Origin of the sequence: Mammaliicoccus sp. J-M40 (assembly GCF_022386395.1) — a bacterium.
Lineage (GTDB): Bacteria > Bacillota > Bacilli > Staphylococcales > Staphylococcaceae > Mammaliicoccus > Mammaliicoccus lentus.
This window is the reverse complement of the sequence record NZ_JAJNIQ010000003.1, coordinates 18,893-39,647: the sequence shown is the minus strand read 5'-3', so window position 1 is coordinate 39,647 and position 20,755 is coordinate 18,893. Positions and strand designations below refer to the sequence as shown.

Here is a 20,755-nt window from a genome sequence, read left to right as displayed (position 1 = left end):
ATGGCACAACTATTATTAAATATTTTAATTGCCTTCTTGTGGACTTTATTTCAAGACGAAGATACATTTCATTTATCGACATTTATTTCAGGTTACTTGATTGGTATGTTCATCGTTTACTTAATGCATAGATTTTTCGGACATGTTTTTTATATGAAAAAAGTATGGGTTATTTTTAAATTTATTTGTGTTTATAACTATCAGCTTGTGACATCCAGTATTACAACAATTAATTATATTTTATTTAAAACAAATAAATTGAATCCAGGACTTGTTACTTATGAAACAACATTAAAACAAGATTGGGCTATAACATTATTAACGTTATTAATCATGTTAACACCGGGATCAGTCGTATTAAGGTTATCACCAGATGGACAACGATTCTTTATACATGCGATTGATGTTTCTGAAAGAGAGAAAAAGATTTTAACAAAGCAAATTAAGAAGTATGAGAAATTAATCTGGGAGGTGCTTAAATAATGGAAATAGCTATCATGTTTATCATAAAAACGGCATTAGTTATATATGGTATATCTATTGTAATTGTTCTATTTAGAACAATTATTGGCCCTACAACTGCTGATAGAGTTATAGCATTTGATGCTATGGGTGCAATCTTAGTTTCTACAGTAGGTATATTGAGCATTGTTTATGACACCTTCAGTTATTTAGAAGCGAGTTTAATTATTGCTATTTTAGCCTTCTTAAGTACAGTTGGAATTTCTCGTTTCATTGAAGGGGGTCGTGTCTTTGAATCTAAGCGAGATCGTTAGTTTAATTGCAGCTATATCAATATTATTAGGTTCTATAACTGCTTTAATTAGTTCGATAGGTATTGTGAGATTTAGAGATTCCTTTCTAAGAAGTCATGCTGCTACAAAAAGCTCTACATTATCTGTTTTACTTTGTTTAACGGGTGTATTTTTTTATTTCTTAGTAACGAAAGATTACTTTAGTGTTCGTACTTTATTAACTATACTATTTTTATATTTAACATCGCCAGTTGCTGGTCATATGATTATACGAGCGGCATATAATTCTGGTTCATATATGTTTATGAAAGAATTTACAAAAAAAGGAACTTCGTTGAACTTTAGATATGACCGAAAAGAATCTAAAAAAGATAGACGAAGAAGAGCAGAGAAAAGAAGAATTATGAACGAAGCTTTCTCTAAAAATGATAAAGAAACATTCAGTAAATATAAGCAAGTTATGAAAAAAGACGACCCAACTTTAAAATAAAACAGCTGGAACATAAATATCAATTCAAAATAAATAACATCTGATTTCAATGATTTATTCAGTTAGAAATCAGATGTTATTTTTATGTGATTTAGAATTTTGTTCGTGCATGCTTGTCTAGTGTATGGTTCGATCGAGTCAACCGCTGCTAATATAAAAAACGAGTTAGGGACATAAATCCTTAGATCGTTTTGGATGAAATTGATCAATAAAAGCTAGAGTTGATATTATTGTTGGATATACTACTACTTAAATCCAATTAAACGCTCTTTATTAGATTTACTACTTCATTAATCCAATTAGACGCTCTTTGTTGGATTTTCTATCTCATTAATCCAATTAGACATACCTTTATTGGATTTTTTGCTTCATTAATCCAATTAGACGCACCTTTGTTGGATTTTCTATTTCAATAATCCAAGTACATGCACCTTTATTGGATTTTCTAAGATATTAATCCAATTAGCACACCCTTATTGGATTTTCTGCTTCATTAATCCAAGTGCACGTACCTTTATTGGATTTACTACTACAATAATCCAAGTACACGCACGTTTATTGGATTTTCTGCTTCATTAATCCAATTAGACACACCCTTGTTGGATTTTCTATTTCAATAATCCAATTAGACGCTCTTTATTGGATTTACTACTTCATTAGGCACACCCTTGTTGGATTTACTAACACATTAATCCAACTACACACACCTCTATTGGATTATGTAATGACTAAACTTACGAATTAACTTTTTCTTCTGGTTCAGACCTGAAAATAAATCACTTTCGTATATCATCACGAGGAAATCCTAAAGTGGAATATGGCTTAGGAGTTGCTATAATAACAAGAAAGACAAGAAAAATAATGGAGTTAAAAATTAGCAAAAAGAGGCTGGGACATAAATACATGTCTCAGCCTCTTTTATTATAATGGCAGTAGCTGACTGGATTGAAAATGCGCTTATATCAAGCTTTTTCCAACCCTAGTCATCCTTGCCGGAATGGGACTACGAAACCTGTTTATTAAAATGAGATTTCTGTCCCACTCCCTTTTTCGTTTATTATATACATGAGGAGGAGGGGTTATTATTTCATTGTGTCATGGATCACTTTGACATTGTGTTCCATCATATTGTAGTAAGAATTACCATCGGAATCTTTAGTACCGATTGAATCTGTATAGACTTCACCTTGAATTTTTAGGTTTGTTTCTTCAGCTAGAGTCTGCATACTTTTCTTATCTACACTTGTTTCTACTGTTAATGCTTTAAGATTATGATCACGTACAAAGTTTACTGCTTGTTTCATTTGGTCAGGTGTACCTTGTTTTTCTGTGTTTATCTCCCAAATGTAACCAGGAGTAATGTCATAAGCTTTTGCAAAGTATTTAAATGCACCTTCACTTGTAATAAATGCACGTTTTTTCTTATCAATGTCATTAAATGCTTTCGACATTTCATCGTCTAATTTATCAAGTTTTTCAGTGTATTTATCAGCGTTAGCTTTATAATCATCTTTATGTTCATCATCTAATTTACTAAGATGTTTCTCGATAGTGTTAACGTATTGAATACCATTTTTAATACTTAACCAAGCATGAGGGTCAATTTTCTTTTCATCTCCCTCGCCACCTTTTAAGTATATTGGTTTTACATCTTCAGTAGCTTGAATAACATTTTTGTCAGTGATTTTTTTATTTGCTTGTTCTAATGCTTTTTCAAACCAACCATTACCGCTTTCTAAGTTAAAGCCGTTATAGATAATAATGTCAGCATCTGTAATAGCTTTAACATCTTTAGGTTTAATTTCATATTCGTGGGGGTCTTGACCGATTGGCACTACGCTAGTAATTTCAGCGTTACCTTTAGTAACCTCTTTAGTCATATCACCAAGTATTGAATTCGTCGTAACAATTTTTAGTTTTGAATCGTCTTTAGAGTTAGATTGATTACAACCAGCCAAAACTAAAATAATTGCTATTAAAGGTAATAATAATTTTTTCATAGATGCCTCCTAATTAAATTGAATTTTATTTTTAAGTTTATGTATAGTAAATACTAGTATATAAAATGCACAACTTACTAGGACTATACAAGCTCCACTTGGCAAATTATATAGGTAACTAATATACATGCCACAGGCTGCACTTATTGCACTCAATGTACTTGCAACAATCATCATAGTTTTTAATGACTTAGTAATAAGGAAAGCAGTAGAACTAGGTGTTATAAGCAACGCTACTACTAAGATAATACCGACAGTCTGTAAACTTGCTACTGTTACTAATGCTAATAACATCATGACAAAGTAATGAATTAATCTTGTATTTAGACCACTCATTTTAGCTGCAATTGGATCAAAAGTAGACAAGTGCAGTGGTTTATAGAAAATCACAACACATAAAATAACAATAATGCTCACAATACTTGTGGTATAAAATGCACTTTTTGTTACTGCTAATATATTTCCGAATAGAATATGATACAAATCTGTAGAGGAGTTGATTTGACTAATTAAAATAATACCTATCGAAAAGAATGCTGTGAAAGTAATACCTATTGCGGCATCATTTTTTGTTTTAGAGTTTTGTGAAATAAAACCAATTAAAAAACTTGTCAGCATACCTGTAAAAAGAGCACCTACAAACATTGGTATGTTAAATAAGTAACTGAGCGCTACACCAGGTAATACAGCATGGCTCATTGCATCTCCCATTAATGAAAGACCTCTTAATATAATCAAGCTACCTACAATACCACAAACGATTCCGACTATGATTGAAGTAATCAAAGCTCTACTTAAAAAATTATAATTTACGAGTGATGAAATAAATTCATTCATCATAATACAACGCCATCCTTTAAAAATACCTCTTTTATGTTTTCGTCAGATAATGCTTCGTTAGCAGAGCCAAAGAATTTTAATGATCGATTGAGGAGGATTATTCTATCAAAATATTCTTTAGCTTTTTGAATATCATGATGAACAACTAGAATCAGTTTACCTTCTGATTTTAATTGTCGCAGCAGATTTATCATGATTTCTTCACTTTTGAAGTCAATACCAACAAACGGTTCATCGAGGCATAGAAAGTCACTCTCTTTCATTAATGCTTTCGCTAAAAGAACACGTTGTAATTGACCACCACTTAACTCATTTAGCATTTTATCTTTTAAATTAGTTAACTGAAGTTCATTTAATAATTCATCTCTTTTAATATAAGCTTCTTTCTTCATAGGTCTGAACCAACCTGAAGTTTGATAATAGCCAGTAATTAAACTGTCTTTCACAGTAATAGGGAAATCCAAGTCTAATGAATTTCTCTGCGGAATATAAGTTAGTTCCGTCAGCTGTTGTTTAACTGGCTTATCATTCCATAATGCTTCACCAGTTGCTTTGAATTCACCAAGGATAGATTTAAGCAATGATGATTTACCCGCACCATTGGGTCCCATGATACCAATTAACTCTCCCGATGATTCAATTGTTAAGTTAATATCATGCAATATGTGCTGATGTCCTAATGATAAATTCAAATTCTTAACCTGTAACATGTTATCACCTTTCTCCGAAAATAAGTTTAGGGTAACCTAAACTATGTTTTTAATATAACTGTAAATTATGTTAAAGTCAAGAGATAGCAAGGAAAAATAAATCGTGGTACAATAAAAATATGCTAAAAAAAGTGAGGTCAGAACAAATGTTGACTGAAGAACAAGAAGATTATTTAAAAGCAATATTTGGTTTAAACGGGACGACAGATTATGTATCTAATAAAAATTTAGCACAAGATTTAAATATAAAACCCTCATCTGTTAGTGAGATGATGTTACGTTTAAAGAAAGAGGATTATGTGGATATACGTCCATATAAAGGTGTTAAATTAACTCAAAAAGGTTTAAATCATACTGCAAATATTATTAAGCGTCATAGACTGATAGAACGATTTTTAATAGAGGAATTAGAATACACATGGGATCAAGTACATGAAGAAGCGGAAATTTTAGAACATAGAGTTTCTGAACACTTCATTGAGAAAATAGATAAATTGATGGATTATCCTAAAACATGTCCACACGGTGGAATTATACCGAGAGAAAATCAAATCGAAGAGATTTATAATACGCCACTTAGTACATTTGAAGTAGGCGATAAAATAAAAATCAAACGTGTTATGGACTATGTTAATCTATTAGACTATTTAAGTAATGAAGAATTACTAATAGGTGATATCGTTGAAATCACTAAGAAAGATGAACTTAATCAATTAATAGAATTAAGTTTAAATGGTAAGACGATTATGATTAGCGAAACAAATGCTTCATATATATTCGGAACTAAAGAAGGATAAAATAAAAAGAGGCTAGGACATAAATACATGTCTCAGCCTCTTTTATTATAATGGTAGTAGCTGACTGGATTGAAGATGCGCTTATATCAAGCTTTTTCCAACCCTAGTCATCCTTGGCGGGGTGGGACTACGAAATCTATTTATTAAAATGAGATTTCTGTCCCACTCCCATTTTTATTTTATAAGAGAAATCTAGATTGGTCGTTTCTTAACTCGATATTATAGTTCTCTAAGTTTTTTACGGCCATAACGCATTAAATGTATACATAACAGCATATATGTTAATAACAATCCAAAGTATACTAAAGAATAGAGTAGGTATTTTTGTGATTTGTCTAAGTTGACTACCATCCCATTCAGGGCGCTGTCTTGAAAATGTTAATAAAAAGATGGTTATTGTAGATTGGGCAACTTCACCTAATAGCGTACCTAATGCTATGTGATAAATATAAGTTGTAATTTGAGCAAAATCATGGATGTTTGGAGCAGAAATAACTTCATAAAGTGCAACTGCGATAACTAATAATATAATACTTGGTAGAAATTTTCTTGAAGTTAATGTGACATAAAATAAGAACATGATTAATAATAAAATTAAGAAAATTGGTCCGAATGTATGATGCTTCATCCAAACCCCTATTATTAACATTAAAGGTGGCATAATATAACCAAATAATGTAGTGATGAATTGATTCCATCCAGATTTAGATCCTGTAATAGCATAACCTTGACGACCAGTCTCCATTCGTTCTTTTCTACGCCAAACTACGACTAGATCTTTGGGTTTACCACCGGACAACTTGTTGGCAATAACATGACCCATTTCATGTATTAAAATCGGAAAATAACCTAGTATTATATCAATCATACTCAATATTGGGTGTTGTCTTCTATGATGTACAAAAACATATATTAAGGCAATTAATGTAATAGTTATTAATGATATATTAATTGGTTCTGATAAAAAGTTCGGTAAAAATCGAGTCAAAAAAACGTCACCTCGTGTTTAATAGTCTAATACTATTCTACACTAAAGTGACGCTTTTGTTGTCGGACTTAAGACTTAATGTTATTTTGTATTTTTCTTACGCGCAATCAACCAAGTTAATAATAATATTAAGCCGATAGCAAGTATGATAGATGCTGTCATAAGGATAGGTCTATTATCTGGACTTGTGACTTTATCTTTTGTCTGGTTAAATTTATGTTTTGATGGTGATTCTAATTTGACTGTAGGTGGGCCATATTTATCGTTTATATATGAACGATCATAATCTATATGTGCTTCACCATTTTCTACAACTACTTCGTAATCTACACCTTTTTTAACGACATCGTATAAATCTTCAGTAATGTAATATTTTTTATCATTAATTTTATGAACACCTTTGGAAAGAACTTTTTTCCATTCATATTCGTCGAAAGTTTTCTCCATTAAACTGTTACCCATCATATTACGTTCTTTTTCACCGCCGACAGTATTATAATCGCCTGCACCAAATAAAATTTGGTTTACTCTTAGTCCATCTCTCTTAGTTGAAAGACTGTGATTGTAATCGGCAATGTCACTTGATCCTGTCTTTAATCCATCCGTTCCTTCTAAAGACATATCAGCACCTTCAAGAGAATGGTTATATGTGTAGTATGTAACGTAATGTATTGTAGGTGCTACTTTTTTAGTGTATTCCAGAATGCCTGGATAATCGTTTACAAGATGCTGCGTTAATATAGCAAAATCTCTAGAAGTAGAGTAATTCTCTTCATCAGATTGATATCTCTTTGCTTTATATTCCAGTAATAAATTATTGGCAGCGCCGTTAGAATTATAAAACTGAGTATGTTCCATTCCTAATTCTTTAGCAGTTTCATTCATATAGTCTATAAAATCAGAGTCTAAATCTTTTTTCTGTTGTTTTGAGGCAGTATTATTATTTGAATCTTTATCTTTATCTTCGATTTTTTTAGCAGAACCAATATTTTCAGCTTTCATTGTTTCTCTACCTAAAATCATAGCGCCAGCATTTGAAGAATTAGATATTGTAATTTGCATTAATTCTGAAATTGTATAAACATCACCTGGGTATAATTTAGTATTACTTAATTCAGGTAAAGTAGATAATCGGTATTCTTCGTCAGTCATTTTAACTGTATCATCTTCTTTTAACTTTCCACTTTTAATTGCTTTTTCAGTTAAATATAAAGTCATAAGTTTAGACATACTTGCCGGATACCATTTTTTATCTATTTGATACTCATACATAATTTGACCAGTTTTTGAGCTGTAGTTAATAGCCCCCTCGGGTTGATATATTTCGCCTAAGTTATACCCGTATTCATTAGCTACTTGTGTAGGTGACTTTTCATTATCAGCTGCATAAGCATTTTGGTTCAAAGTAATATTAATTAAAACCAATGAGAAAAATAATAATAAACATTTTTTCATTAATAAAACCTCTTTATTCTTTTTTTAAAATAACTACATCATTTTAACATATTTTTATAATTCTCCCTAGAAAAAAATTACAATTGTATATTAAAATATTGTAAATTTAAAGCTATTATGAGAGATTAATATAGGGAAATATTGTAAAATGATGATGAGATAATAAATTGAGATAATGAGGTTTTAAAATGAAGACAGAGAATTCGTTGTTTTATTTACTGAAAAAAGTAGACTGGCCAAAGAAAATGGTCGTTACCGCCATGATTCTATCTATTTTAGGCAGTTTGAGTGGATTGTTAGTTCCATTATTTACGGGACAACTAGTAGATACATTCAATGCTGAAAATTTAGATTTAAGAATGGTTTGGTTATTTATAGTTATTTTTCTAGCTAATGCTATTTTAAGTGGTTTTGGTACATACTTATTGAGTAAAATCGGTGAGAAAACGATTTATTCAATACGAGAAAAATTGTGGAGACATTTAATAAAACTGAACATGAGATTTTTTGATAAAAATGAAAGTGGTCAACTCATGAGTAGAATTACTGACGATACAAATGTCATCAATTTATTCATTTCAGAAAAAGCGCCAAGTGTTTTACCTTCACTGTTAACGTTGATTGGTTCTGTAGCTATGTTGTTTATTTTAGATTGGCAAATGACACTTATAACATTTATCATATTGCCATTATTTATCGCTATTATGATTCCTCTTGGAAAAAGTATGGGTAAGATTTCTAAAGCGACACAAACAGAAATTGCGAATTTTAGTGGTTTGTTGGGCAGAGTGCTCACAGAAATGAGATTAGTAAAAGTTACTACCTCTGAGGAAAAAGAGTTAGAAAAGACAAAAACAACATTATTAGATATCTATAAATTAGGATTAAAAGAAGCTAAAATAAGAGCTATTATATCACCGTTATCAGGAATTATTATGATGTTAACGGTGGCTATTATATTAGGTTTTGGTGGAATTCGAGTTTCAAGTGGTGCAATCACAGCTGGTACATTAGTTGCTATGATATTCTATGTTATTCAATTATCAGCTCCTATATTAAACTTTTCCATGTTTATAACAGACTATAAGAAAGCAGTAGGAGCGAGCGAAAGAATATATGAAATTTATCAAGAACCGACAGAGCCAATAGGCGATGAAAACAATTATTTACCTCATGAAAAAAATGACATATTATTTGAAAATGTTACATTTAGCTATGAGAAAGATGAAGAAGTTATAAAAGATTTATCCTTAACAATTCGTTCAGGAGAAGTAACAGCAATTGTAGGTCCTTCTGGATCAGGTAAAAGTACATTATTTAGCTTGTTAGAACGATTTTATCCTGTAGATAAAGGTGTTATCAAATATGGTAATGAATTAATTGAAGATATACCTTTAAGATTTTGGAGACAAAAAATTGGATACGTTATGCAATCTAACGCAATGATGTCAGGAACAATTAGAGATAATTTAACATATGGTATAAATGAGACTGTAAGTGATGAAACTTTAATTCATAACACAAAAATGGCCAACTGTTATGATTTTATTATGAAATTTCCTCAAGGATTTGAAACTGAAATTGGGGAAAGAGGTACAAAATTATCAGGTGGTCAAAGACAGAGAATTGATATTGCGAGAAGTTTTATTAAAAATCCAGACATCTTGTTACTAGATGAAGCGACAGCTAATTTAGATAGTGAAAGTGAGTACTATATTCAACAGGCTTTAAATGAGTTAATGAAAGACCGTACTACTGTCGTAATAGCACATAGACTTGCAACTATTAAAAAAGCTGATCAAATTATCTTTTTAGATAACGGAGAAGTGACAGGTAAAGGAACTCATGGAGAACTTATTAAAAACCATGAAAAATATAGACATTTTGTGAAGACGCAAAGTTTAGTAGAATAAAATTATAAATTATAAAAAATGTTCTTTAAAGTTGACGAAAATAACTTTAAAGAACATTTTTTATGTAAACGCAAACATTATTGTTAAATAAGGAGTTATAAAAATTAATGAAAACAGGCGTAAAAATTTATGTGAAAATATTCACAAAAACACTTGACCACAGTGGTACCAAGTGCTATATTTACATTGTGAAAAGAATCACAAAAGAAAGATGCGCATCTTAAAATAAATAAAATAGAAAGAAGATGTCTAATGTGTTAATAAATAATATTAATCCTTTTGACAATATTGCATTATCAGCAATTGTGGCAAGCATACCTATTATATTATTTTTATTATGTTTAACAGTTTTTAAAATGAAAGGTATTTATGCTTCTATTACAACGCTAATCGTAACGATAATAATAGCTTTAGTAGTTTTTGAATTACCAAAAATTGTTGCCTTAGGGGGAATTATAGAAGGTTTCTTCCAAGGTATTCTACCAATAGGTTACATCGTGGTTATGGCAGTATGGTTATATAAAGTTTCAAATGGAACAGGGCAATTCAGTATTATTCAAGATAGTATAGCAGGTATATCTCAAGACCAACGTATACAGTTGTTATTAATAGGTTTTAGTTTCAATGCATTTTTAGAAGGTGCAGCTGGATTTGGTGTACCTATAGCAATTTGTAGTGTGTTGCTTATACAACTTGGTTTCAGACCGTTACAAGCTGCAATGCTATGTTTAATCGCTAATGGAGCAGCTGGAGCATTTGGTGCTATAGGCCTCCCAGTAGTCGTGATAGATACCCTAGGCCTACAAGGTAATATAAGTAGTTTAGATGTTTCTCAAATATCAACATTAACTTTACCAATCATAAACTTTATTATTCCATTTTTATTAGTCATGATTTTAGATGGATTTAAGGGTATAAAAGAAATATTACCAATGTTATTAGTAGTAAGTCTCACTTACTCTGGACTTCAATTAATATTGACATATTTCCAAGGCCCTGAGTTAGCGGACATTATCCCTCCGTTATTATCAATGGTTGCATTAGCAGTATTTTCTAAATTTTACCAACCGAAAAAAATATTTAGAGTTTCAGACGCTGAATTTAAACAAGCAAACAAACATACAGTTAAGTCTATTCTATATGCATGGAGTCCGTTCTATATTTTAACGATATTTGTGATGATATGGAGTGCACCATTCTTTAAAGCATTATTTGCACCAGATGGACCATTATCATTTTTAGTATGGAACATTAGTATTCCAGGTACGATGAATGAAATCACAAACAAACTTATAACACTAAAAATAGACATTTTTAGCGCAACAGGTACAGCTATATTAATTTCAATTATTATAACAGTTCTTATTTCCAAACATTTCAAATTTAATGAAGCATTTCAATTATTAGGTTTAACAATCAAAGAATTATGGTTACCTATTTTGACAATTTGTTTCATATTAGCAATAGCAAAAGTAACTACTTATGGTGGTTTAACAGCAGCTATGGGTCTTGGCATCGCAAAAGCTGGTAGTATATTCCCATTACTATCTCCGGTGTTAGGTTGGATTGGGGTATTTATGACAGGATCAGTAGTCAATAACAATACATTATTCGCACCAATTCAAGCTTCAGTAGCTAGCCAAATCGGTACTAGTGGCCCTTTATTAGTAGCAGCTAATACTGCAGGTGGTGTAGCAGCAAAACTTATATCACCTCAATCTATAGCAATCGCCACAGCAGCTGTAGGTCAGGTCGGAAAAGAATCAGAATTATTGAAAATGACTTTAAAATACAGTGTAGGAATAGTCATCTTCATTTGTATTTGGACGTTCGTACTTTCATTTATTATATAAAAATTTAAAATTTGAGGAGAGATTTTGATGAAACAATTTAAAGGTAATAAAGTAGTATTAGTAGGTAACGGATTTGTAGGTTCTAGTTATGCATTCTCAATGATTAACCAAGGTATTTGTGATGAATTTGTTATCATCGATTTAGATAAGAAGAAAGTAAATGGAGATGTAATGGATTTAAATCATGGTTCAGTGTATGGGCCATCACCAATGAAAGTAAAAGCGGGAGAATACAAAGATTGTGAAGATGCTGATTTGGTTGTTATTTGTGCAGGAGCAGCTCAAAAACCTGGCGAAACAAGATTAGATTTAGTAGCGAAAAACATGAAAATATTTAAAAATATAGTAACTGAAATAATGGATTCAGGATTTGATGGCATTTTCTTAATTGCGACTAACCCAGTAGATATACTTTCGTATGCTACGATGAAATTCTCAGGTTTACCAAAAGAACGTGTAATAGGTTCTGGAACAATATTAGACACAGCACGTTTTAAATATTTATTAAGCGAAGAATTTGATGTAGCCCCTCAAAGTGTACACGCTAATATTATTGGTGAGCATGGCGATTCTGAATTAGCAGTTTGGTCACACGCCAATATTGCTGGTAAACCATTACGTTCTATAATTGAAAAAGATGAAACACGCAAACATAGAGTTGAAGAAATTTTTGTAGAGACAAGAGATGCAGCATATGAAATTATTGAATCAAAAGGTGCTACTTTTTATGGAGTAGCAATGGGCTTAATGCGCATTACTAAAGCAATATTAAACAACCAAGATGTTGTACTAACAGTTTCAGCATATTTAGAAGGTGAGTATGGACACGAAGATGTTTATATCGGTGTACCAGCACTTGTAAATAGAACAGGTGTAAGGGAAGTTATTGAAATGCCACTTAATGATGAAGAAACAAGATTGTTCGATAATTCAGTAAAAGTGCTAAAAGACATTCAAGCACCATTTGAAAAAGAGTTTAAGTAAATGATAAGCTACTGACAATATAATAATGAAGAGTTCGGGATAAAGAATCCCTATCTTTAAATAGTACTCCTAATTCGTTCATTAAGAAATTGACGAATTAGGAGTATTTATATGCGATTTCTAATAACTCTTTCTAGAGTTAGGGCAAAAATTATCTTACGACCCATTTTTATAAATATCGGCATGTTGAGGCGATTAGCTGTTTGTGGTAGTATCAGTATGTCAATTGAAAATCTAAAAGGAGGTAAGGTCATGAAAAATAGATTACTAAGAGATATGATATTAATAATTGTAGGTTCATTTGTCTTTTCTGCAGGTGTTAATACATTTATTATATCTGCTAACCTAGGTGAAGGTGGCGTGACGGGTATTTCGCTAATCTTACTTTATGCGTTTGATATTGCGCCAGCTTGGTCTACGTTTATTTTAAATGCGGTATTAATTGCATTAGGTTATAAATTCTTGAGTAAGAGAAGCACAGTATATACTATTATTGCTGTAATACTCATATCCGTATTCTTAGGAGTGACGGATTCATGGGCATTAGATTCTAGTGAAATACTTATTAATGCTGTGTTTGGCGGATTTACGGTTGGCTTAGGTATAGGTTTAATCGTATTATCAGGTGGCACAACAGCAGGAACAACAATATTAGCGAGAATTGCTCATAAGTATTTAGATGTGAACACATCATATGCTCTTCTATTTTTTGACCTTATCGTAGTTCTATTTTCATTAACTGTTATGCCTGTAGAAAAAGCATTAATAACTGTCGTTGCATTATATATAGGAACGAAAGTTATGGACTTTGTAATTGAAGGATTGAACCCTAAAAAGGCTGTTACAATCATTTCTCAAAACCCAGATCAAATAGCAAAAATGATAGATGAAAAAATAGGTAGAGGTTGTACCATTTTAAATGGTAGAGGTTACTATTCAAAAAAAGATACTGATGTATTATACGTTGTCATTGCCAAAACGCAATTGACAAGAACAAAACGAATGATTAGAAAATTTGATGAAAATGCGTTTGTCGTTGTCCATGATGTAAGAGATGTACTTGGGAACGGATTCTTACTTGACGAATAAAACATAAAAGCTAGGACAAAAAGTTCTAGCTTTTTTAACATGTTTATTTTTATTAAATGTGTAATATGAGTGAAATTATTCATATATTGATAGAAATCACTATTATTAAATGATATAATACGTAAGTACGAGTGATGATAATCATTATCATTTAACTACAATTAAAAATTAACGCAACGCATATATTATAGATTTATTTTAAACGGAAAGAGGGTTCACTATGAATCGATTAACGGGAGAAGCCATTTCAATAGGTTATGGAGATAAAGCAATAGTTAGTGATTTAACTTTAGAGGTACCTGATGGGAAGATTACTTCTATTATAGGGCCGAATGGTTGTGGAAAATCAACATTACTTAAAGCATTAAGTCGTATTTTAAATGTACAATCAGGGCAAGTTGTTTTAGATGGCAAAAATCTACATTCAACATCTACTAAAGAAATCGCAAAGAAAATTGCAATATTACCTCAGTCACCTGACGTTGCAGATGGATTAACAGTTGGAGAACTCGTTTCTTATGGCCGTTATCCACATCAAAAAGGATTTGGAAGATTATCAAAAAAAGACAAAGAAGAAATAGAATGGGCGCTTAACGTTACGGGCACTCATGATTTTAAATATAGAGCAATTAACGATTTAAGTGGTGGTCAAAGACAACGTGTATGGATTGCTATGGCACTCGCACAAAAGACAGATATCATATTCCTAGACGAACCAACAACATATTTAGATATTTCTCACCAACTCGAAATTCTAGAACTTGTACAAGAGTTAAATAAAGAACAAGGTTGCACAATTATTATGGTGTTACATGATATTAACCAAGCAATCAGATTCTCAGATCATTTAATAGCTATGAAAGCTGGAGATATTGTTGCTCAAGGCGAAACAGAACAAGTATTAACAAATGAAATTCTAGAAGAAGTGTTTAATATTGACGCTGAATTATCTACGGATCCTAGAACTGGGAAACCTATGCTTGTTACTTATAATCTTTTATGTAAACACTATACTAAGTTATAAAAGGATGGCAACATATGAGTCAATCAAAAACAGTTAAAGAAAATCGCTATCCAATTATCTTAACAGTTACAATTATTTTACTTGTAGCTGTTTTACTTCTGTCATTTTTATTTGGAGCAAAAGACACATCATTACAAATGGTATATAACGCAATATTTAATTATAATCCAAGTATCGAAGAACATAATATTTTAAGAGAGATAAGAATACCTAGGGAAATAGGAGCTGTTGTCGTTGGGATGGCACTTGCAGTATCTGGTGCAGTTATGCAAGGTGTTACTCGAAACGGATTAGCTGATCCAGGTTTACTTGGTTTAAATGCTGGAGCTAGTATGATGCTAGCTTTAACTTTAGCAGTTATTCCAAATGCAGGTTATTTCACCCTTATGTTTGCAGGATTTATAGGTGCAGGTATAGGTGGTATTCTTGTCATGAGCGTAGGCTCCTCTAAACGCGGTGGTTTTAACCCGATGAGGTTAGTATTAGCAGGTGCCGCAGTATCTGCATTATTGACAGCTGCAAGTGAAGGAATCGCATTGATATTTAGATTAAACCAAACTTTAACATTTTGGAGCGTTGGTGGCGTAAGTGGTACAAACTGGAAACAGCTTGCGATTTCTACACCGATTGTTCTAGTTATTTTAATTGTTTTAGTTATAATGAGCAGACAATTAACGATACTTAGCCTAGGAGATACACTATCAAAAGGATTAGGACAAAATAGTAATGTTGTGCGATATACAAGTTTAGTATCCACGATGTTTTTAGCAGGGATTGCTGTATCAATAGTAGGGCAAATAGCATTCGTAGGTTTGATGGTGCCACACATAGTAAGATTTATAGTCGGTACAGACTATAAACGTGTTATACCTTTAACAGCAGTAATGGGTGGTTTTATATTACTTTTAGCTGACATGATAGCACGAATGTTAGGAGAAGCTCCAATAGGTGCTGTAATTTCTATAATAGGTGTACCGTTCTTCCTTTATCTTGTAAGAAGGGACGGTAAGATATTATGATACATCCAAAAATAGTTAGAAAACAGAGAATAACACTTGTCGTTTTAATTATAGCATTAATCGCATCAATGGCATTCGCTATGACGACAGGCGAATTTAAGATGTCATTCATTCAATTCTTTAAAACACTATTTGGTCAAGGTAATGAACTAGATTCAATGGTATTGTATGAATTTAGAATGCCGAGAATGTTAATAACGATATTAGCTGGAGCAAGTTTAGCTTTAAGTGGAGCAATTTTGCAAAGTGTTACTAAGAATCCCCTTGCTGAACCAGGTATATTAGGTATTAATGCAGGAAGCGGGTTTATGATTGCTTTATTCTTAGTTGTCGGTACTGTACAACCAGGTGATTTTGTATATGTACTTCCAATGGTAAGTATGGTCGGTGGTATAGCGACGGCGATGGTTATATTCATGTTTAGTTATAAAAAAGGAGAAGGCATTAACCCCGTGAGAATGGTATTGATTGGTGTCGGCTTATCAACTGCATTGAGTGGTGCTTCCATTACAATTATGTCTACATTTGATCAAGATCAAATGGAATTTATCGCAAGATGGTTTGCAGGTAATATTTGGGGTGATGAATGGCCGTTCGTATTTGCATTTATACCATGGTTAATCATAGTTATGCCATTCCTATTTTATAAAGCTAATGTACTAAATGTACTCAGTACAAATGAACAAATATCGGTTTCATTCGGTATAAACAATAATAGAGAACGTATTTTACTCGTATTTTTAGCAGTCGTATTGTCATCTGCAGCCGTATCAGTAGCAGGTGGTATCGGATTTGTTGGACTTATGGGGCCGCATATTGCAAGAAGTATTGTGGGACCAAGACATCAACTATATTTACCAATAGCAGTATTAAACGGAGCTATACTCCTGGTTGTCGCAGATACAATTGGTAAAATAGTACTAGAACCAAATGGCTTGCCAGCAGGTATTATTGTAGCAATAGTAGGTGCGCCATACTTCTTATACTTAATGCAAAAATCAGCACATATATAATAATTTGAGATATCAATATTTATATTTAATAATAATCCCTAATCAGTTGGAAGATTTAATTCAACAGGTTAGGGATTTTTTTATTGTTGGAAAGTTAAATTATATTAAGTGTTTTAAAAACCTACTAATAGTGTAAAATATACACAAAAGAAAAGAGGAGAGGTATATGTACTGGGAAGTTTATGAAAGTAATCGTGTCCCTGAAGAAATTTTTCAGAGCTTGCAAAATACAAATGGAAAATTTAATTTGGCAGAACGACTGATATATTTTATCAAAGAAGGTAAATATAAAGAGTATTATTTATCAGGAATTATTGAGAATAAGGAAGTACTTGGAATAATTATTCATACACCACCGTTTCCAATACAAATTGTAATATTGAATAATGAAATGAAATTAATAGATTATATTTCAGAAAAACTTTCATCTTATTCCAATATTCAGATGGGTATTGCAGGTGATAAGGATTATACAATTAAACTAGCAGAAAAGTTATATAGTAACTGGTATATAGCAGTTCATGAAGGTGTTTATGTATGTCATAAAGTGATAAATAAATTCGATAATGTGAAGGGGCACTCCCGAATAACTAAAAATGAAGATATCATATTGCTGAAAAAATGGTATGAAAGTTTCATGATAGAAACAGGTCTAGTAACTGAATTGAAAAATTTAAATCGTGATGAAGAAAATAATATAATTTTGAATTGGATTGAAAATGAAGCTGGACAATTATTTATTGATAAAAATAAGGCGGTATCTTTCGTTAAATATTCAGGAGTTGGGGAAATATTTGCTCATGTTGCTATGGTTTATACGCCTCATGAATACAGAGGGAATGGCTATGCAGCTAAAAATGTATCACTCTTAACAAAACGTTTATTAGAAGATTATAAATATACGACATTATATACTGATCTTGAAAATCCCACCTCCAATAAAATTTATAAACAAATAGGTTATGAGCAAGTTGGAGAATTTGTAAAAATTTTACCAAAAAATGAAATAATGAGTTGAAAACGTTTCTAAAATCATTTTAGGGGTATAACTAATACTAGCAATAGAACTTTACATAGGAGGTGCAGTTGCCAGTGAGAAGATTAAAGAATTTTTTCCTAGGCTTATTCATCATAGTAGTAGTGGGCACGCTTCTTTTTATGTACTTGGATATTAGTCAAATAACAAGCTATCAACAGGAACTATTAAAATATAATTGGTTCCAACCGACATTGATTGCTTGTGCAGGGGTTTTAATATTCTTTGGTTTATTAATGTTCTTTGCAGCATTTAAACCGACACATAAGAAACCAGGCTTACATCGTGATTATGAGGATGGGCACATATACATTACTAGAAATTCGATTGAAAAATGTGTTTATCGTACAATCCAGAAATACGACGAAGTACGACAACCAAATGTTATAGCAAAGTTGTACAATAAGAAAAATAATTCTTATGCAACGATTAAAGCAGATTTCTTTGTTGTATCTGAAACGAATGGTATTCAATCATTAACGGAAAATATGAAGAACGATATTAAGCAAAATGTTGAGCATTTTTCCGAAATACCTGTCAAAAATATTGAAATTAATGTTAGAGACCAGAAAACAAGTGATACAAGAGTTTTATAGACTAAGGATAGGAGGTTCCGGTTATGCCAAATGAAAATCAAGATCCAAATCAACTCATTAATTTTATTAAAGAGTATAAATGGAGAATTGTTGGGTTTATTGCGATGTTAATATTAGCAGTTTTATTTTTAACAATTGGTTTTTGGAAAACGGTATTGATTCTTGTCCTATGTTTAATAGGTATAGGACTAGGGTACATTAAAGACTGTACTCAGCAGTTTTTAAATTTCTTAAACCGAATAAGTTAAACTGCATTATTAAATAATTAAAGAAACTATAAATTAAATTAAACTATTTTAAGGGAGAGATTCTATTATGGCAAATTTAGACAACAATAAAGCAAAAAGTAGTTACAATGAACAAACTGGTGTAAATGATCAAGTACGTGAAAACCAACAACAACAGCAAGAACAAGTTCAAGAACAACAATTTTCAAATACATTATCATTCTCTGATGAAGTAATAGAGAAAATTGCTGGTATTGCTGCTAGAGAGGTAAGAGGTATTTTAGATATGAAAGGCGGCTTTGCTTCTAGTTTAACTGACCGTTTCACATCTGGAAACAATGTAACACAAGGTGTTTCTGTAGAAGTAGGAGAAAAACAAGCTGCTGTAGATTTAAAAGTTATTTTAGAATATGGTGAATCAGCTCCGAAAATTTTCAAAAAAGTTGCTGACTTAGTAAAAGAACAAGTTAAACATATGACTGGTCTTGAAGTTGTTGAAGTAAACATGCATGTAGATGATGTTATGAGTAAGAAAGAATATGAACAAAAAAATTCTTCAAATGAAGATGGTCAATCACAAGGTAATAACAAAGAATTACAATAATGAATAAAAAACAGGCTGGGACATATCAATGTCTCAGCCTGTGTCATGTTTGTCAGGGGCGAGACTATGAAATCTTTTTTGAAAATAAGATTTCTGTCTTGCTCCCTTTTTTTATACTATTTTTGGTTGTTTTTTAATTGTTAAACATATCAATAAAGCGATAAAGCTAAGCGCTCCAGCTACATATAAGCTTGAAACTACATTAAAGTAAGTTACAAAAATACCACCTAATAATGAGCCAGCTCCGATACCAGCGTTTAAGCTAGACATATTCCAACTCATCGCTGCACTAGTATCTCCTTCTATTTGAGAAATAATACCTATTTGAACTGGTGGGTTAGAACCCCATTGTACGATATTCCAAACGAATACACCCATTAGAGTGATGATTAATATAGGTAAGAAAGATTGGAATATAAACATAAGTACTGTATATGTACTTAATGATATGATTAACCAGTTTTTACTACCTATAGCATCAGTAATATAACCGCCCAGAGATGTACCTAAAATTGCTCCGATTCCTGCGACTAATAGTACAAGAGAAACAATATTTAAGTCATAACCATATATAGATAATAATGGGCTAATATATGTGATAACAACATAGTTTGCAGCAAGTATTAGAAATGTAATGCTTAAATATTTGACTACTTCTAAAGGCTGTAAGATCTTATAACTATGATTTTGAGGTGTAGGCTCATCAGCATTATTTATTTTGTCACTAGAAATATTAATAGAAATTAGAATAAATGCTACTACGCCAACTAAACAAATAAATAGAAAAGTCATTCTCCAACCAACAAGGTCTCCGATCTTAGTACCTAAAGGAACACCTAAAACGTTTGAAGCGCTAAAACCTGTATAAACAAGACCTATCATTTTCCCGCGTTGACTTGGTTTTGAATAAATAACAGTTAAAGCTAAAATTTTAACAACAATGATTGCAGCAGCGGCAGATGATAATACTCTCCCAATCACTAAAATTGTAAAATTAGGTGAAAATGCGATAATCCCGTTACCGATAATAAATAAAATCATGCTAATCATTAATACTAATTTAGGTGAAAAATTCTTTGTAAGCTTAACAAGTATCGGACCACTAATAGCGAATGTTAATGCATAAACAGTTACAAGTTGTCCTACAATTGCTTCTGATATATTCATATCTGCACTCATCAGTGTTAAAATACCAGCAATCATCAATTCAACCATTCCTACTACAAAAACACTCAACATAAATGTGACTAATCGTGATTTTGACATTTTATTACTCCTTCTTTTTTACATATAAACATGATTATAACAGTGTGATATGCAAAAATACAGACAAAATTTAATAACCGGACGATTGAGAATTCA

At 31.6% G+C, this 20,755-nt stretch carries 21 protein-coding genes; 15 read left to right on the top strand and 6 right to left on the bottom strand.

What is annotated here, in order from left to right; translation table 11 throughout:
- From LQ688_RS04735 to LQ688_RS04725, 3 genes are read left to right on the top strand one after another with little or no spacing between them, the layout of a single operon-like run.
- On the top strand, window positions 1-483 hold the full coding sequence (locus tag LQ688_RS04735; RefSeq protein ID WP_017000805.1) for a Na+/H+ antiporter subunit E: 483 nt from the start codon (window positions 1-3) through the stop codon (window positions 481-483).
- Complete coding sequence (locus LQ688_RS04730) at window positions 483-776, top strand: Na(+)/H(+) antiporter subunit F1 (RefSeq protein ID WP_017000804.1); 294 nt, start codon at window positions 483-485, stop codon at window positions 774-776. Before LQ688_RS04735 ends, LQ688_RS04730 begins: the two co-directional genes overlap by 1 nt.
- On the top strand, window positions 754-1,245 hold the full coding sequence (locus LQ688_RS04725; protein ID WP_064211717.1) for a Na+/H+ antiporter subunit G: 492 nt from the start codon (window positions 754-756) through the stop codon (window positions 1,243-1,245). Before LQ688_RS04730 ends, LQ688_RS04725 begins: the two co-directional genes overlap by 23 nt.
- 1,082 nt (window positions 1,246-2,327) lie before the next feature.
- Here LQ688_RS04725 and mntC read toward each other — a convergent pair.
- Genes mntC through LQ688_RS04710 form a run of 3 tightly spaced genes read right to left on the bottom strand, consistent with a single transcriptional unit; the run spans window position 2,328 to window position 4,795 of the window.
- Window positions 2,328-3,245 (bottom strand): manganese ABC transporter substrate-binding lipoprotein MntC, encoded by a 918-nt coding sequence (gene mntC / locus LQ688_RS04720; protein WP_017001210.1) that lies wholly within the window; start codon window positions 3,243-3,245, stop codon window positions 2,328-2,330.
- A gap of 9 nt (window positions 3,246-3,254) precedes the next feature.
- On the bottom strand, window positions 3,255-4,082 hold the full coding sequence (locus LQ688_RS04715) for a metal ABC transporter permease (RefSeq protein WP_026023754.1): 828 nt from the start codon (window positions 4,080-4,082) through the stop codon (window positions 3,255-3,257).
- The gene (locus LQ688_RS04710; RefSeq protein ID WP_017001212.1) at window positions 4,082-4,795 is read right to left on the bottom strand and encodes a metal ABC transporter ATP-binding protein; all 714 of its coding nucleotides are present in this window, start codon (window positions 4,793-4,795) and stop codon (window positions 4,082-4,084) included. Before LQ688_RS04710 ends, LQ688_RS04715 begins: the two co-directional genes overlap by 1 nt.
- Window positions 4,796-4,941: 146 nt before the next feature.
- Between LQ688_RS04710 and LQ688_RS04705 the strand changes: the two genes are divergently transcribed.
- On the top strand, window positions 4,942-5,592 hold the full coding sequence (locus tag LQ688_RS04705; protein ID WP_064211718.1) for a metal-dependent transcriptional regulator: 651 nt from the start codon (window positions 4,942-4,944) through the stop codon (window positions 5,590-5,592).
- Between the two features lie 238 nt (window positions 5,593-5,830).
- On the opposite strand, the gene LQ688_RS04700 is transcribed toward LQ688_RS04705, so the two are convergent.
- Both LQ688_RS04700 and pbp4 read right to left on the bottom strand, forming a co-directional pair.
- A complete protein-coding gene (locus LQ688_RS04700) occupies window positions 5,831-6,580 on the bottom strand; it encodes a M50 family metallopeptidase (RefSeq protein ID WP_064211655.1) in 750 nt (249 codons plus the stop codon).
- A gap of 81 nt (window positions 6,581-6,661) precedes the next feature.
- On the bottom strand, window positions 6,662-8,035 hold the full coding sequence (gene pbp4, locus LQ688_RS04695) for a penicillin-binding protein PBP4 (protein WP_135022036.1): 1,374 nt from the start codon (window positions 8,033-8,035) through the stop codon (window positions 6,662-6,664).
- Between the two features lie 188 nt (window positions 8,036-8,223).
- Here pbp4 and LQ688_RS04690 point away from each other — a divergent pair, with 188 nt between their 5' ends.
- The 11 genes from LQ688_RS04690 (at window position 8,224) to LQ688_RS04640 (ending at window position 19,393) form a co-directional block, all read left to right on the top strand.
- The gene (locus LQ688_RS04690) at window positions 8,224-9,948 is read left to right on the top strand and encodes an ABC transporter ATP-binding protein (RefSeq protein ID WP_135032576.1); all 1,725 of its coding nucleotides are present in this window, start codon (window positions 8,224-8,226) and stop codon (window positions 9,946-9,948) included.
- 254 nt (window positions 9,949-10,202) lie between these two features.
- Entirely contained in the window at window positions 10,203-11,801 is a 1,599-nt protein-coding gene (locus LQ688_RS04685) for an L-lactate permease (RefSeq protein WP_135032578.1), read from the top strand.
- Between the two features lie 27 nt (window positions 11,802-11,828).
- On the top strand, window positions 11,829-12,785 hold the full coding sequence (locus LQ688_RS04680; protein ID WP_017001181.1) for an L-lactate dehydrogenase: 957 nt from the start codon (window positions 11,829-11,831) through the stop codon (window positions 12,783-12,785).
- A gap of 252 nt (window positions 12,786-13,037) precedes the next feature.
- The gene (locus LQ688_RS04675; protein WP_017001182.1) at window positions 13,038-13,874 is read left to right on the top strand and encodes a YitT family protein; all 837 of its coding nucleotides are present in this window, start codon (window positions 13,038-13,040) and stop codon (window positions 13,872-13,874) included.
- Window positions 13,875-14,094: 220 nt separating this feature from the next.
- Window positions 14,095-14,898, top strand: a complete 804-nt coding sequence (locus LQ688_RS04670) for an ABC transporter ATP-binding protein (protein WP_017001183.1) — start codon at window positions 14,095-14,097, stop codon at window positions 14,896-14,898.
- Window positions 14,899-14,912: 14 nt separating this feature from the next.
- Window positions 14,913-15,917, top strand: a complete 1,005-nt coding sequence (locus LQ688_RS04665; protein ID WP_017001184.1) for a FecCD family ABC transporter permease — start codon at window positions 14,913-14,915, stop codon at window positions 15,915-15,917.
- Complete coding sequence (locus tag LQ688_RS04660; protein WP_017001185.1) at window positions 15,914-16,930, top strand: FecCD family ABC transporter permease; 1,017 nt, start codon at window positions 15,914-15,916, stop codon at window positions 16,928-16,930. Before LQ688_RS04665 ends, LQ688_RS04660 begins: the two co-directional genes overlap by 4 nt.
- A gap of 166 nt (window positions 16,931-17,096) precedes the next feature.
- On the top strand, window positions 17,097-17,948 hold the full coding sequence (locus LQ688_RS04655) for a GNAT family N-acetyltransferase (RefSeq protein WP_239724135.1): 852 nt from the start codon (window positions 17,097-17,099) through the stop codon (window positions 17,946-17,948).
- A gap of 74 nt (window positions 17,949-18,022) precedes the next feature.
- Complete coding sequence (gene amaP, locus LQ688_RS04650) at window positions 18,023-18,562, top strand: alkaline shock response membrane anchor protein AmaP (protein WP_064211668.1); 540 nt, start codon at window positions 18,023-18,025, stop codon at window positions 18,560-18,562.
- Between the two features lie 23 nt (window positions 18,563-18,585).
- Window positions 18,586-18,810 (top strand): DUF2273 domain-containing protein, encoded by a 225-nt coding sequence (locus LQ688_RS04645; RefSeq protein ID WP_017001187.1) that lies wholly within the window; start codon window positions 18,586-18,588, stop codon window positions 18,808-18,810.
- 67 nt (window positions 18,811-18,877) lie between these two features.
- A complete protein-coding gene (locus LQ688_RS04640) occupies window positions 18,878-19,393 on the top strand; it encodes an Asp23/Gls24 family envelope stress response protein (RefSeq protein WP_017001188.1) in 516 nt (171 codons plus the stop codon).
- Between the two features lie 111 nt (window positions 19,394-19,504).
- Here LQ688_RS04640 and LQ688_RS04635 read toward each other — a convergent pair whose 3' ends face one another.
- Window positions 19,505-20,659, bottom strand: coding sequence for an MFS transporter (locus tag LQ688_RS04635; protein WP_135032581.1), 1,155 nt, complete (start codon window positions 20,657-20,659; stop codon window positions 19,505-19,507).
- Window positions 20,660-20,755: the final 96 nt, after the last annotated feature.